Genomic DNA, 14,100 nt, shown 5'->3' on the forward strand with positions numbered 1-14,100 from the left:
GGCGCGCGCCCCCCCGGGGGCGCGCCGCCGCGCGGGCCGCGCCCCCCCCCCCCCCCCGCCGCCCTGCGCAGTACCCGCACCATGCGGGAGGAGCCCTTGACGCGGGCGACGGCCTGCTCGTCGTAGGTGTCGGCCCCGGCGCCCTCCAGCAGCGAGCCCAGGGCGCGGACGGCCACCTGGCCCTCCTCGCCCAGCGACGGCAGCACGCCCTCGGTGTAGGACACCAGCAGCGGTGTGGGGCTGACGACGAGGATGCCTCCGGCGTAGCGTCTGCGGTCCTGGTAGAGCAGGTACGCGGCGCGGTGCAGCGCGACGGCCGTCTTGCCCGTGCCGGGGCCGCCCTCGACCTCGGTGACGGAGACGGCGGGGGCCCGGATCACCTCGTCCTGCTCGGCCTGGATGGAGGCGACGATGTCGCGCATGGTGTGGCCGCGGGACCGGCCCAGCGCCGCCATCAGGGCGCCGTCGCCGACCACGGCCAGTTCCCCGCCGTCCAGGTACGCCGTCAGCTCGGGGCGCAGCAGGTCGTCCTCCACGCCCAGTACGCGGCGGCCCCGGCTGCGGATCACCCTGCGCCGCACCACCCGTCCCGGCGCCACCGGGGTGGCCCGGTAGAAGGGCGCCGCGGCGGGAGCGCGCCAGTCGATGACCAGCGGGGTGTAGTCGGCGTCGAGCACGCCGAGCCGGCCGATGTGCAGGGTCTCGGCGATGTCCGCGACGGCGGCGCCCCCGCCCGCGGCGCCGCCGTCGCGGACCGCGTCGTCGGCGGGTTCGACGGAGGTGTGCGCGCCGTCGGGTCCGCGCTCGCCGTCCTTGCCCGGCAACAGGTCGATCCGGCCGAAGAGGAAGTCCTCGAACTCGCTGTTGAGCCGGTTGAGGTGCACACCGGCGCGGAAGACCTGCGCGTCCCGCTCGGCGAGCGCCCCCGGTGTGCCGACCTGGGCGCGCTCGGCGGCGTCCGCCATGAGGAACTCCGCCTCGTGGATCTTCTCCCCGAGGCGCCGGTAGACCCGGTCGAGGTGCGCCTGCTCCCCGCGGATCTCCCGCTCCCGTACGCCGTCGCGCACCTCGTGCCCGCCGTCGCCGCCGGTGGCCGTCCCCGGCGCCGACGGCACTGTCTCCTGCGCTCCCAACGCACGGCCCCCTTCTGCTGTACTCAGGGCAGCCGTCAACCGTACGCCAGGGGCCCGCGGCGCGCACGCCGCCGGTCACCCGGCGCCGGACGGCGGACCGCCCGACGGGTCGAAGGCGAGCCGGTAGCCGCGCTTGACCACCGTCTGGATCATCCGGGGCCCGCCCAGCGCCGAACGCAGCCGCGCCACCGCCGTCTCCACCGCGTGCTCGTCGCGCCCCGCGCCGGGCAGGGCGCGCAGCAGGTCGGCGCGGGAGACCACCCAGCCGGGCCGCCGGGCCAGGGCCCGCAGCAGCGCCATCCCGGCGGGCGGTACGGGCCGCAGCTCGCCGTCCACGACCGCCGCGTGGCCGCGGATCTCCAGCCGCCGCCCGGCCACGGGCAGGACCGGGGCGCGGGCGGGCAGCTCCCGGCACAGCAGCTGGACCAGCGGTCCGATCCGGAAGCGCTCGGGCCGCACCACCGGCACGTCGTGCGCGGTCAGCGGCAGCGCGGTGACCGGCCCCACGCAGGCGACCGGCACATCGGTACGCAGCGCCTCCAGCAGCTTCTCCCGTACGCCGCGCCGCGCCGCGCGCTCCAGCAGCGAGGCGGCGGCGGGGGCGGAGGTGAAGGTGACCGCGTCCACCGAGCGGGCCCGCACGGCGTCGATCAGCCGGTCCAGCGGGGCGATGTCCTCCGGCGGCAGCCAGCGGTAGACGGGGACACCGACCACCTCCGCCCCCGCCTCCCGCAGCGCCTCGACGAAGCCGGGCAGCGGCTCGCCGTGGAGCTGGACGGCGATCCGCCGTTCAAGGACGCCCTCGGCCAGCAGCCGGTCCAGGACCTCGGCCAGCGACTCCGACGGCGGCGACCACGCCTCGGTCAGCCCGGCGGCCCGTACCGCGCCGCGCACCTTGGGGCCGCGGGCGAGCAGTTCCACCCCGGCCAGCACGCTCCGCAGCCTCTCGCCCAGCCCCCAGCCCTCGGCGGCCTCCACCCAGCCGCGGAAGCCGATGGCGGTGGTGGCCACCACCGTGTCGGGGGCGCGGCCGAGCAGCGCCTCGGTGGCGGCGAGCAGTTCGCCGTCGTCGGCCAGCGGCACGATGCGCAGGGCCGGGGCGTGCACCACCGCCGCGCCGCGCCGCTCCAGCAGGGCGCCCAGTTCGTCGGCGCGCCGGGCCGCGGTGACGCCGACGGTGAAGCCTTCCAGTGGTCCGACCTGGTGCATGGGGTCCTCGTCCGCAGTCGTTCGCACGGGTCTCGCCCGCACAGCCGTGGGGCGACCGAGCCTGGCAAGAGTGCGTGACGTCCCCGGTTCGCCGTGGTTTCCCCGGTGTTACACACACCGCGCCCGGACGGCGGCCCCGGCCCGCCCCACCGTACCCGCGCCATCCCCTCACACCTCCGCGTAGACGGGCCGCGCCTCCTCTCCGGCCGCCGCACCGCGGACATGCCCGCCGGCGCTCTCCCCCGCGGGCCGTCCCATCCCGCGCCGCAGGTATACGGCCCAGGTGACCGCCGCGCACACCACGTAGTAGCCGAGGAAGACGGCGAAGGCACCGGTACCGGTGCCGGAGGCGAGGAAGGACTGGCGCAGGGCCATGTTGATGCCCACCCCGCCGAAGCCGCCGACCGCGCCGACCAGCGCCATGGAGGCGCCCGACAGTCGCCGGGCGCGGACGGCCGCGGCCTCTCCCGTCAGGCCCGTCGCACGGGCTCTGGCCTGGAAGATCCCCGGGATCATCTTGAACGCCGAGCCGTTGCCCAGGCCGGTGAGGACGAACAGGACGGCGAAACCGGCGATGAACAGCGGCAGCGACTCCCGCACCGACGCGGTCACGACGACGCCGGCCGCGCCCGTCATGGCCCCGAAGTTCCACAGGGTGACCCGCGCGCCGCCCAGCCGGTCGGCGAGCCGGCCGCCGACGGGGCGGACCAGCGAGCCCAGCAGCGGGCCGATGAAGGTGAGCGAGGCGGCCTGCAGGGGGGTGCGGCCGAACTGGCTCTGGAGCACCAGGCCGAAGGCGAAGCTGTAGCCGATGAAGGAGCCGAAGGTGCCGATGTAGAGGAACGACATGATCCAGGTGTGGCGGTCGCGCGCCGCCTCCCTCGCCGCGCCCGTGTCGTTCCGCACGGGACCGAGGTTGTCCATGTACCGCGCGCTGAGCACGGTGGCGACGACGATCAGCGGCAGGTAGGCGGCGAGCAGCAGCCGGGGCCGCGCGGCCCCGGCGACGGCGATGGTCAGCAGGCCGGCGAGCTGGACGACGGCGACGCCGATGTTGCCGCCGCCCGCGTTCACCCCCAGCGCCCAGCCCTTCAGGCGCAGCGGGTAGAAGCTGTTGATGTTGGTCATGGAGGAGGCGAAGTTGGCGCCGCCGATCCCGGTGAGGACCGCCACCAGCATGAAGGCGGTGTACGAGGTGCCCGGTTCCATGACCACCAGCAGTGCGGTGACGGGGGCCAGCAGCAGCGCCGCGCTGATCACCGTCCAGTTGCGGCCGCCGAAGCGGGCGACCGCGAAGCCGTAGGGCACCCGCAGCGCGGCGCCGACCAGGGAGGCAACGGCGACCAGGAAGAACTTCCCCGCCGGGTCGATGCCGTACTCGGGCCCCATGAACAGGGCGAGGACCGAGAACATGCTCCACACCGAGAAGCCGATGTGCTCGGAGACCACCGACAGCGCGAGGTTGCGGCGGGCGACACGGCGGCCCCCGCGTTCCCAGAAGTCCTCGTCCTCCGGGTCCCAGTGCTCGACCCAGCGGCCCCTGCCCGGTGCGTCGGGTGCGGTCGTCGGAGCTGTCATGGCGCCTCCACAGCGTCGGGTGTCGGCTCCCGACGCTATGGACGGCGCGTTTCACCCCGGTGCCGCCAGGTGACCTCCGCGCAACCTTGCCCTCACCCGGCGGTCAGCGCGGGTGTGAGCCCCCGGCGGCACCTTCGCGGGGCCCGCTCCGGGGCCTGCTCCCGCGCCCGCCGGTGCTGTCGACGAAGACAGGCAGCCGGAAGCAGGACTTCCATGGCTGTCCGGATTCTTCCGATCGCTGTCCACCGCCAGCCCGCGCCCCTCGTGCTCGGCCGTCCGACCGAGATGTGCCGTGCGACCGGAGGACGGCCTTCGGGCGACGGGCTGCGCGATGCCCCTTGCCAGGAACACACCTCATATGGCCTTTACGCCCTTTTCGGCCTTTCGGTGTGGATACCCACGGGGCATCGGAGACCGTCGTTTCAAACCATGCCTACCGCTGCGTGGATGGCGAAACCAGCCCCAGAGTCCGCGCGTCCGGCTCGGGCAGCCAGGAGCCGTGGGGCCGCTCCCGCCAGCGCCCCGCCTCCGCCAGCCGCCGGCCCGCCGCCCGGATCGCGTCCAGCCCCGGGTGGCGCAGCCCGCGCCGCCACACCAGCGAGACCGGCGAGAGCGGCACGGGGTCCACCAGCGGGCGCAGCACCATGCCCGGCACCGCCGCGAAGACCTCGCTGGCCAGCACCGACCAGCCGCGCCTGCGGACGACCCGGCCGAACTCCGCCTCCCCCTCGATCCTGGGGAAGGGCGCGGCGAGCTCGATCCCGCGGCCCGCGAAGAGGCGGCGGGCGTAGTCGGTCCACTCCGCGGTCTCAGGGTTGCCGGCCCCCGCGTACAGTGTCTCCCCCGCCAGCGCGTCCAGCGGCACCCGGGCCGGCCGGGCCAGCCGGTGTCCCTCCGGCAGCAGCACGGCCACCCTCTCGTAGCGGATCAGACGGTGGTCGAGCACACCCAGCACGACCGGGTCCAGTCCGGCGACCCGGCCGAAGGAGACGTCCAGCCGTCCGTCGCAGATCTCCGCGGCGGCGCCGGTCAGGCCGCTGTGGTAGCGGGCGACGAACTCCAGGTCGGGCGCCAGCCGCCGGGCCTCGTCCAGCACCCGCTGCCCGGTGGAGGCCGGAGCGCCGACATCGACGAGCAGGGGGCGCTCCTCGCGTACGGCCGCGGCGTTCAGCTCGTCGTGCGCCGCCAGCACACGCTGGGCGTACGGCAGCAGCCGCTCCCCCTCGGGGGTCAGGGACACGCGCCGGGTCGTACGGACGAACAGCGCGGCGCCGAGGTGCTCCTCCAGCCGCCTTATGTCGCGGCTCAGGGACTGCTGGGCGACGAACACCCGGGCGGCGGCACGGGTGAAGTTCAGTTCGTCGGCGACGGCGACGAAGGCGCGCAGCAGCCGGGGGTCGGTGTCTCGGGGCACGCCCCATGGTGACAACGGAAGCGCGTCAATGACCAGCCACAAAGTGTTGGACACCTCACAGACACCCGGTTCAGGGTGTGTACATGCCGAACTCGTCCACCGGACCCGCCCCCCTCCCGCCGCCCGCGGCGGAGTGCGGAGAGCCGGCCACCGCTTCCCGCGGCCGGCCTTCCGGCCGCGGGAGGCGCGCCGCGCGCACACACTGGTTCACGCCCTACGTGCGGCTGTTCACACCGCCGGGGACGCGGGCGTTCGCCTTCGCGGGCCTGATCGCCCGGCTGCCGATGGGGATGCTGAACATCAGCGCGGTCATCATGATCGCCACCACCCGCGGCTCGTACGCCCTGGCCGGAGCCGTCACCGCCACCGGTCTGGTCGCCACCGCCCTCCTGGCGCCGCTGGTCGCACGGCTGGCGGACCGTCTCGGACAGGCCCGGACGGCCGTCCCCGCGGCGTGCCTGTCCGCGGCTGCCTCGCTGACGCTGCTGCTGTGCGTGCGGTACGACGCCCCCGACTGGACGCTGTTCGCCGCCCACGCGGCCGGCTCCACCGCTCCCAACACCGGCGGCATGGCCCGGGCCCGCTGGGCGCACCTGTACCGCGGCACCTCGCCGGAGGCCGAGGCCGCACGTCACACCGCCAACTCCTTCGAACAGGCCCTCGACGAGCTGTGCTTCATGCTCGGTCCGGTGCTGGCCACCGTCCTGTGCGTCTCGCTCTTCCCGGAGGCCGGCACCCTGACCGCCGCCGTCCTGCTGCTGGGCGGCACCCTGCTGTTCGCCGCGCAGCGCCGCACCGAGCCACCCGTCGCCCCGTACGACGGCCCCGCCCGTGCGACCGCGCTGCTGCGCACCCGGGGCCTGCCGCGGCTGCTGGCCGTCTTCCTCACCACCGGGGCCGTCTTCGGCGCGCTGGAGGTGGTGACCGTGGCGTACGCCGACGGGCTGGGCGACAAGGGCGCGGCGGGGGCCGTGCTCGCCCTCCAGGCCCTTGGCTCGGGCGCGGCCGGACTCGTCTTCGGCACCCTGCGTCCGGCGGGGTCGCCGGAACGGCGCTTCGCGCTCTGCGTGGGCGCGATGGCCGCCCTGATGACGCTGCCGCTGCTCGCCTCGGCCGCCGGCAGCCTGCTGGTGCTGGCCCCCGCGCTGCTGGTCGCCGGAATGGCTACGGCTCCCACGATGGTCACCGGGATGACGCTGGTCCAGCGCCTGACACCGCCCGGCCGGCTGAACGAGGGCATGACCCTGGCCGTCACCGCCCTGCTGGGCGGCGTGGCCGCCGGTTCGGCGGCGGGCGGCTGGGCGGCCGAGCACCTGGGCGGCTCGTGGGGGTACGCGGTCCCGCCGGCGGCGGCCGCTCTCGCGGCCGTCGTGGCGCTGGCCACGGCGCCCATGGCGGTCCGGAGGCGTTGAGCCGGGCCCCGCGAGCGGACGGCACCACCGTCGGAACACGCCCGGGACATGCCGAAGGCCCCGCCGTCCACGGACGGCGGGGCCTTCGGCCCACATGGGGTGAGTGGAGATGGCGGGAATCGAACCCGCGTCCAACGGTGCGGAACCAGGGCTTCTCCGAGCGCAGTCCGCTGTGATTTTCTCGGCCCCGGCGGTCACGCGGACAAGCCGCCGACGGGCCCAGTCACTGTTTGATGTCCCGCCAACCCCCGTGACCGGGGTTAACGGTGAAGTTCCCTAGCTGATGCCAGGATCCAGGGCGGGAACACCCCTGGGCTGACACTTCGCAAGTCGCTGATCAGGCAGCGAGGGCGAAGGAATCGCGCTTGGTGTTGGCGATTATTTTTTCGCGGCACATGGTTAACGAGATCATTGCCGCGTTCCTCGGCTCGCTTCCCCTGCTTCGACAGCCGCTGTCGAAACCGATCATCCCCATGTTCATTTGACAAGCTCACCCGGCCTGAACCGGGCGGCGCTGGTGCCATTGTACGGGTCAACGCGGAAGGCCGCCAACGTGTTCCCGGCGGGGAGTCGTCCGGCCGGATCGCGCCCGGATCACGCGGAGGCCCGTACGCACAGTCCAACAGCACCCGGCCGGGGACTGTTCCCGGACCGTCTCCGGCCGCCCGCGCCCCCGGGCGTCAGGCCCGCCGGCGGCGGCGGGCCGCCGAGACCGCGCGCTCGGCCTCGCGGCGGTCCTGCTTCTCCCGCAGCGCGTGCCGCTTGTCGTACTCCCTCTTGCCGCGCGCCAGCGCGATCTCGACCTTGGCGCGGCCGTCCTTGAAGTACAGCTGGAGCGGGACCAGCGTCAGGCCGGACTCCTGGAGCCTGCCGATCAGCTTGTCGATCTCGGCGCGGTGCATCAGCAGCTTCCGCTTGCGCCGCGCGCTGTGGTTGGTCCACGTCCCCTGGCTGTACTCGGGGACGTGCACGTTGTGCAGCCACACCTCACCGCCGTCGAGCTGGGCGAAGCCGTCCACCAGTGACGCCCGCCCCTGCCGCAGCGACTTCACCTCGGTACCGGTCAGCACCAGCCCGCACTCGTAGGTGTCGATGATGAGGTAGTCGTGCCGCGCCTTCTTGTTCTGCGCGATGAGTTTGCGCCCCGTCTCTTTAGCCATAACCCCGCCATTGTTCCACTACGACCGGGTGGCGAGGCCACTCAATACCGTGCGGGCCTCCTCCTGCGCGTCCTGCCCCGGCCGCACCTCCAGGTCCGGGAGCAGTCCCCCTTCCTCCAGGGTCCGCCCGCCGGGAGTGGTGTAGTGGCCGACGGTCAGCTCGGCGACCGAGCCGTCCGGCTGCTCCCTCGGCTCCTGGACCGAGCCCTTGCCGAAGGTGCGGGTGCCGACGACGACCGCCCGGCCGCGGTCCTGGAGGGCGCCGGCCAGGAGCTCGGCGGCGCTCATCGTGCCGCCGTCGACCAGCACCACCAGGGGGGAGGCGGTGTTCCCGCCGGGCTCGGCGTGCAGCGCGCGCTCGGTGTCGCCGTCCCCGTACGTGGCCACCAGACCGCCGTCGAGGAAGACGGAGGCGGCCTCGGCGGCCTCCGCGACCAGACCGCCGGGGTTGCCGCGCAGGTCGAGCAGCACCCCCCCGCCGCGGGGGAGGTCCTCGACCGCTCGCCGCAGCTGCTCACCCGTGCCCCTGGTGAACGAGTCGATCCTGACGCGGGCGGCGCCGGCGGCCGGACCGTCCGGGTCCGCCGGCCCGTCCGCGTCCAGGGGGGTGACGGTGACGGTCTCGACGCTGAGCCGGGACCGCTCCAGGCCCTCCTCCCACTCCAGGCCCCCGCGGCTCAGGCCGAGGACGACCCGGCTGCCGGGCGGGGCCCCCTCTCCCGGAGCGCCGCCGCGCAGCAGGGCCACCACCTCGGTGACGGGGCGGCCCCCGGTCCCGGTGCCGTCGACGGTGACCAGCCGGTCCCCGGCTCGTACGCCCGCCTCGGCGGCGGGGCTGCCGGGCTGGACGCGGACGACCTCGATCCGGTCGGCGTCCGTGCGGCGCACGGAGACGCCCACACCGACGTACCGGCCGTCCAGGGACTGCCGCAGCCCCTCGTACTCGCGGGCGGTGTACGCGGCGGCCCAGCGGTCCCCGCTGCGGCTGACCAGTTCCTCGGCGTCGTGCACGGTGTCCCCGTACGGCGGGGTCCCCTCCCCCGCCGCCTCACCGGCCGGTCCAGGACTCACGGAGGTACCGCCACTCTCGGTGACGTCATCCCACGATTCGGTGACGGCCCCGGCCCCCAGCACGGCCACGAAGACCAGCGTCAGTCCCGCCCCCCGGAGGACGCGGCGGGACCGGCTTCCGCCCTCCGGGACCCGGACCGCGGCCCGGGCGGAACCGTGGGGGACGAGCTTCGACGTACCCGACATGCTGCGGAGTCTAGGACACGGGCGGATGCCGCACGGGAGGTTGCACGGACGGCCGTGGCGTCCTGCGTCACACCACGAGCGCGCCCGGGGGCGTCCGGACGGCCCCCGGGCACTCCCGCCGCGCGATCACATCACACCTTCAGGTACTTACGCAGCGTGATGAAGGCGGCCAGGGCGGGCATCAGCACACCGACCACGAACACCAGCGGGAGCACCTTGAGCAGCGCGTCCCAGCCGATGAAGTCGATCAGCGGCATCTGCTCGGCCAGCGACAGGCCGGCGTCGATGAGGAAGTAACGGCCGACGACCAGCAGCACCGCGGCGCCGATCGCGCCCAGCAGGCCCGCGAACGCGGCCTCCGCGATGAACGGCATCTGGATGTAGAAGCTGGAGGCGCCCACCAGCCGCATGATCCCCGTCTCCCTGCGCCTGCTGAACGCCGCCACCCGCACGGTGTTGACGATCAGCAGCAGGGCGACGACCAGCATCAGTCCCATCAGCCCGAGGGCCGCGAAGTTCATGCCCTCCAGCATCCGGAAGAGGTTCTCCAGCAGGTTCCGCTGGTCCTGCACCTCCTGGACCCCCTCGCGGCCGGAGAAGGCGGTGCTGATGACCTCGAACTTGGTCGGGTCCTTCAGCTTGACCCGGTAGGACTCCTGCATCTGGTCCGGGGTCAGCGAGTCGGCCAGCGGGGAGTCCTCGAACTGCTCCCGGTAGTGCTTGTACGCCTGCTCGGCGGACTCGTGGTAGACCGTCTCCACTATGCCGAGCTTGTCGAGGTCCGCCTTGATCTGGCGCTTCTGCTGCGCGGTGACCGCCCCCTTGGCGCAGTTGGGGTCGGACTCGGCGTCGTTCTCGTTGCAGAGGTAGATCGACACCTGGACCTTGTCGTACCAGAACCCCTTCATGCTGTTCACCTGTTCACGGGCGAGCAGCGCACCGCCGAGCAGAGCCAGCGACAGGGCGACGGAGACGATCACCGCGAAGGTCATCGTGAGGTTGCGGCGGAGACCGACGCCGATCTCCGACAGTACGAACTGGGCGCGCATGGCGTCCTTTCAGTGCTGGTAGCCGTAGACACCGCGCGACTGGTCGCGCACGAGACGGCCCTTTTCTAGTTCGATCACGCGCTTGCGCATCTGGTCGACGATCTGCTGGTCGTGGGTGGCCATGACCACGGTCGCCCCGGTGCGGTTGATCCGGTCCAGCAGCTTCATGATGCCGACCGAGGTCTGCGGGTCGAGGTTGCCGGTGGGCTCGTCGGCGATCAGCAGCTTCGGCTTGTTGACGAACGCGCGGGCGATGGCCACCCGCTGCTGCTCACCGCCGGACAGCTCGCCGGGCATCCGGTCCTCCTTGCCCGCCAGACCGACCAGATCGAGCACCTGGGGAACGGACTTGCGGATGTCGCCGCGCGACCGGCCGATCACCTCCAGGGCGAAGGCGACGTTCTCCCCGACCGTCTTGTTGGGGAGCAGCCGGAAGTCCTGGAAGACCGTGCCGACCTGGCGGCGCATGTGCGGCACCTTCCAGTTGGACAGGCGGGCGAGGTCCTTGCCGAGGACGTGCACCTGCCCGTGGCTGGCACGCTCCTCCCGCAGGATCAGCCGCAGGAAGGTGGACTTGCCGGAGCCGGACGAGCCCACCAGGAAGACGAACTCACCACGCTCGACCTCCAGCGAGACGTCGCGGAGGGCGGGGCGGTTCTGCTTGGGGTAGAACTTCGAGACGTTGTCGAATCGGATCACGGATTTACACCACGTCGACCTGGGTAGGGGCAGCGGAAGCCGCGGAGTGGATCCCCGTCGGTGTGGTGACCCTACGCGAATCCGCGCGGGGCCCGCAGTCGGCGTCCGCGGTTGGGGATTTTGTCCTGCGGCACACCGGGGGCAAATCGGGCATCGGCCACGACTTTCTGCGCTCCCGGCCCGGTACTGGCACAGTGGAGGCAGGGCTTCCGGTCCGCGGGGGCGGAGGCGGGAACAGAAGGCCGTCCGGCGGCGTTGGCGTTGCATAAGGAGGACATCGCATGACGTGCGACCGACTGGTGTGCGCCAACTGCGCGGGGCCGGTGAGCGAGGGGCGTTGCCCGGTGTGCCGCGCGCACCGTGAGCGGCTGCACCGGGAGAGCGGGCCGTTCTCCCTGGGTCTCCTCTCCCCAGCCGCGCTGGCGGCACTGCTGCTGACCCTGATCGCCGTGGCCCTGCTGGCTCGCCAGGCCGCCGTATAGACCATCTCGGCCGCCTCGCGCGGGCCGTGCGGTGCGTGTACGCCGCGGCCCGCGGGGGACGTGCGGGCCGCATGAGAGGCCCGGGACGCCGGATGCGTCCCGGGCCTCTCACATGCGCTGTTCCTGTGTACCGTCACGCGTTGTCACACGCGGGCGGCGCCGCGCCGTTCGCTCAGGCGACGTTGTCGCGGTTCGCCAGGCGCGGCATCAGGCGGAAGCCGACACCGCCGGCGATCATCGTGGCCGCCCCGATCAGCAGGAAGGTCGTCTCGGTGGCACCGGTCTCGGCCAGTTCCTCCTTCGGCTTCTCCTGGCTGACCGGCCTGGTGCCGACGGAGTCGGTGTCGGGGCCGCAGTCCACGGTGGACTCGTCGAGGATGCAGGTGTTCGGGCCCCCGTCCCCGCCGCCGGTGGTGGTGGTGTCCTGGCCACCGGTGGAGCCGCCGTCACCGCCGGTCGAGCCGCCGTTGCCGCTCGTGGAACCGTTGCTGGTCGATCCCTCGGAGGCGCCGCCCTCACTGGTCGCACCTTCCGAGGTGGCACCCTCGGTGGTGGCGCCCTCACTGGTCGCACCCTCGGAGGTGGCACCCTCGGAGGTGGCACCCTCGGAGGTGGCGCCCTCACTGGTCGCACCTTCCGAGGTGGCACCCTCGGAGGTGGCGCCCTCACTGGTCGCACCCTCGGAGGTGGCACCCTCGGAGGTGGCACCCTCGGAGGTGGCACCCTCGGAGGTGGCACCCTCGGAGGTGGCACCCTCGGTCAGCCCTTCGCTGACTCCCTGGATGACACCCTCGCTGTCGCCACCGCCGTTGGTCCCGCCCTCAGTGCCGCTCATGACGCTCAGTCCGGCGTCCACGCCCACGGCCGAGGCCGTGCCGACGGCCGTCAGCGACACACCCGCGAGGAACACCGCACCCGCGGCGACCCGCGCGACGCGCACCCGCGTCCTGGAATTTGTCATATGCCAACTACCCCCAGTAGTGGTCTTCGTCAGTGGGGCAGCCGTGCGGAGCTTCCTGCGTGCCGGGGTCCGTCGTGTCGAGCCGGCGACCGATCAGCGGTCGGGCTCCGTCCACCCCCGTACCTACGCGCCCCGAACACGCGCGTGCCGGCCAGAATGCTTTCCCAGCCCCGACACCGCCGTCAAGCCGGACCAACCCGAAATGTCCGCGGTGGGCGGGTAGTTGGGACTCGGGCGGGCCGGGTTGTGACAGAACCGGCACACAGGAGGGGGAGCTTCCGGGAGAACCCGTTCACGGCGGGCCCGCCGAGGGGCGGTCGCGGGTCAGCCGGCGCTCTGCTGCTCCTGCTGCTTGCGCCAGCGGATGCCCGCCTCCAGGAAGCCGTCGATGTCGCCGTCGAGGACGGACTGGGGGTTGCCGACCTCGTGCTCGGTGCGCAGGTCCTTGACCATCTGGTACGGCTGGAGGACGTACGAACGCATCTGGTTGCCCCAGGAGTTGCCGCCGTCGCCCTTGAGGGCGTCCATCTTGGCCTGCTCCTCGGCCCGGCGGTGCGCCAGGAGGCGGGCCTGGAGCACGCGCATGGCGGCGGCGCGGTTCTGGATCTGGGACTTCTCGTTCTGGCAGGAGACGACGATGCCGGTCGGGATGTGCGTCATCCGGACCGCGGAGTCGGTGGTGTTGACCGACTGGCCGCCGGGACCGGAGGAGCGGAAGACGTCGACGCGGATCTCGTTCTCGGGGATCTCGATGTGGTCGGTCTGCTCGACCACCGGCATCACCTCGACGCCCGCGAAGGACGTCTGGCGGCGGCCCTGGTTGTCGTAGGGCGAGATGCGCACCATGCGGTGAGTGCCCTGCTCGACGGAGAGGGTGCCGTAGGCGTAGGGGGCCTTGACGGAGAAGGTGGCGGACTTGATGCCCGCCTCCTCCGCGTACGAGGTGTCCAGGACCTCGGTCGGGTAGCCCCTGCGCTCGGCCCAGCGCAGGTACATGCGCATCAGCTGCTCGGCGAAGTCGGCGGCGTCCACGCCGCCGGCCTCCGCGCGGACGCTGACCATGGCCTCGCGGGGGTCGTACTCGCCGGACAGGAGGGTACGGACCTCCAGCTCGTCCACGGCCTTCTGGACGGCCCGCAGCTCGCTCTCCGCCTCGGTGCGCGTGTCCGCGTCGTCCTCGGCCTCGGCCAGTTCGAACAGGACCTCCAGATCGTCGATCCGGCCGTGCAGCTCCTCCACCCTGCGGACCTGCGCCTGGAGCAGGGACAGCTTGCTGGTCACCCGCTGGGCGTTCTCGGTGTCGTTCCACAGGGCCGGGTCCGCCGCCTGCTCTTCGAGCACGGCGATCTCGGCCCTCAGCTTCTCGAGGTCCAGGACGGCCTCGATCGACTCCATGGTCGAGGTGAGGGACTTCAGTGCTTCGGATACGTCGACGACTGCCACGCCCTCCAGACTAACGGTTGCCAGGATCTTTGCCTCCGCCCCGTCGAACGGGGGCCGGACGGCCGGTGACGGGGCCCTTGTCCGGCACCGTGGAGCCGCCCGCCGGGGGACGCCTCAGGGCCTCTCAGGGTTCCTCGGGACGCTCCTCCTCGCTCTGCGAGGGAACCACGGGGCCGCCGCCGCCCTCGCCGCCGCCGGACAGGGCCAGCCAGCCGCCGATGCCGAGCGCGGCGGCGAGGGCCGTGGCCGTGACGCCCTGCCTGACCCTGCGGCGTCGCTCGGCCGCCCGGTGGCGGGCGGATC

General features: G+C 73.1%; 12 protein-coding genes and 1 other RNA gene. 2 read left to right on the top strand and 11 right to left on the bottom strand.

All coding sequences use genetic code 11. The features are described from left to right. From AC2CJA_RS15060 to AC2CJA_RS15075, 4 genes are all read right to left on the bottom strand, one after another. On the bottom strand, positions 1-1,115 hold a 1,115-nt coding region (locus AC2CJA_RS15060), incomplete at its 3' end, for a helicase domain-containing protein (RefSeq protein ID WP_484603219.1). Between the two features lie 93 nt (positions 1,116-1,208). Next, positions 1,209-2,342 carry a uroporphyrinogen-III synthase gene (locus tag AC2CJA_RS15065; protein WP_484603211.1) on the bottom strand — a complete coding sequence of 378 codons (1,134 nt, stop codon included), beginning with the start codon at positions 2,340-2,342 and terminating at the stop codon, positions 1,209-1,211. A gap of 168 nt (positions 2,343-2,510) precedes the next feature. Then, a complete protein-coding gene (locus AC2CJA_RS15070; RefSeq protein WP_484603212.1) occupies positions 2,511-3,920 on the bottom strand; it encodes a nitrate/nitrite transporter in 1,410 nt (469 codons plus the stop codon). A 433-nt stretch (positions 3,921-4,353) separates the two neighbouring features. After that, the gene (locus tag AC2CJA_RS15075; protein WP_484603213.1) at positions 4,354-5,334 is read right to left on the bottom strand and encodes a LysR family transcriptional regulator; all 981 of its coding nucleotides are present in this window, start codon (positions 5,332-5,334) and stop codon (positions 4,354-4,356) included. A gap of 83 nt (positions 5,335-5,417) precedes the next feature. Between AC2CJA_RS15075 and AC2CJA_RS15080 the strand changes: the two genes are divergently transcribed. Further along, positions 5,418-6,746 (top strand): MFS transporter, encoded by a 1,329-nt coding sequence (locus AC2CJA_RS15080; protein ID WP_484603214.1) that lies wholly within the window; start codon positions 5,418-5,420, stop codon positions 6,744-6,746. Between the two features lie 101 nt (positions 6,747-6,847). Here the strand turns inward: AC2CJA_RS15080 and ssrA are convergent. The 5 genes from ssrA to ftsE form a co-directional block, all read right to left on the bottom strand. Beyond that, positions 6,848-7,219: a transfer-messenger RNA gene (gene ssrA / locus AC2CJA_RS15085) on the bottom strand. Between the two features lie 207 nt (positions 7,220-7,426). After that, entirely contained in the window at positions 7,427-7,906 is a 480-nt protein-coding gene (gene smpB, locus AC2CJA_RS15090; RefSeq protein WP_484603215.1) for an SsrA-binding protein SmpB, read from the bottom strand. A gap of 18 nt (positions 7,907-7,924) precedes the next feature. Continuing rightward, a complete protein-coding gene (locus tag AC2CJA_RS15095) occupies positions 7,925-9,055 on the bottom strand; it encodes a S41 family peptidase (protein ID WP_484603220.1) in 1,131 nt (376 codons plus the stop codon). Positions 9,056-9,294: 239 nt separating this feature from the next. Then, complete coding sequence (gene ftsX / locus AC2CJA_RS15100) at positions 9,295-10,212, bottom strand: permease-like cell division protein FtsX (protein ID WP_241718084.1); 918 nt, start codon at positions 10,210-10,212, stop codon at positions 9,295-9,297. Positions 10,213-10,221: 9 nt separating this feature from the next. Then, positions 10,222-10,911 (bottom strand): cell division ATP-binding protein FtsE, encoded by a 690-nt coding sequence (gene ftsE / locus AC2CJA_RS15105; RefSeq protein WP_093849794.1) that lies wholly within the window; start codon positions 10,909-10,911, stop codon positions 10,222-10,224. A gap of 281 nt (positions 10,912-11,192) precedes the next feature. Here ftsE and AC2CJA_RS15110 point away from each other — a divergent pair, with 281 nt between their 5' ends. Then, positions 11,193-11,393, top strand: coding sequence for a hypothetical protein (locus AC2CJA_RS15110; protein WP_484603216.1), 201 nt, complete (start codon positions 11,193-11,195; stop codon positions 11,391-11,393). Between the two features lie 172 nt (positions 11,394-11,565). Here the strand turns inward: AC2CJA_RS15110 and AC2CJA_RS15115 are convergent, their stop codons facing one another. After that, the gene (locus tag AC2CJA_RS15115) at positions 11,566-12,354 is read right to left on the bottom strand and encodes a hypothetical protein (RefSeq protein WP_484603217.1); all 789 of its coding nucleotides are present in this window, start codon (positions 12,352-12,354) and stop codon (positions 11,566-11,568) included. Positions 12,355-12,678: 324 nt separating this feature from the next. Then, positions 12,679-13,797, bottom strand: a complete 1,119-nt coding sequence (prfB, locus tag AC2CJA_RS15120; RefSeq protein ID WP_484603218.1) for a peptide chain release factor 2 — start codon at positions 13,795-13,797, stop codon at positions 12,679-12,681. Between the last annotated feature and the right edge of the window lie 303 nt (positions 13,798-14,100).

The sequence above is a fragment of the Streptomyces sp. ATLC9 genome, from assembly GCF_057196705.1.

Coding starts and splice junctions, on each gene's coding strand:
- AC2CJA_RS15065 (WP_484603211.1), bottom strand. CDS start 2,342: ATGCACCAGGTCGGACCACTGGAAGGCTTCACCGTCGGCGTCACCGCG.
- AC2CJA_RS15070 (WP_484603212.1), bottom strand. CDS start 3,920: ATGACAGCTCCGACGACCGCACCCGACGCACCGGGCAGGGGCCGCTGG.
- AC2CJA_RS15080 (WP_484603214.1), top strand. CDS start 5,418: ATGCCGAACTCGTCCACCGGACCCGCCCCCCTCCCGCCGCCCGCGGCG.
- smpB (WP_484603215.1), bottom strand. CDS start 7,906: ATGGCTAAAGAGACGGGGCGCAAACTCATCGCGCAGAACAAGAAGGCG.
- ftsX (WP_241718084.1), bottom strand. CDS start 10,212: ATGCGCGCCCAGTTCGTACTGTCGGAGATCGGCGTCGGTCTCCGCCGC.
- AC2CJA_RS15110 (WP_484603216.1), top strand. CDS start 11,193: ATGACGTGCGACCGACTGGTGTGCGCCAACTGCGCGGGGCCGGTGAGC.
- AC2CJA_RS15115 (WP_484603217.1), bottom strand. CDS start 12,354: ATGACAAATTCCAGGACGCGGGTGCGCGTCGCGCGGGTCGCCGCGGGT.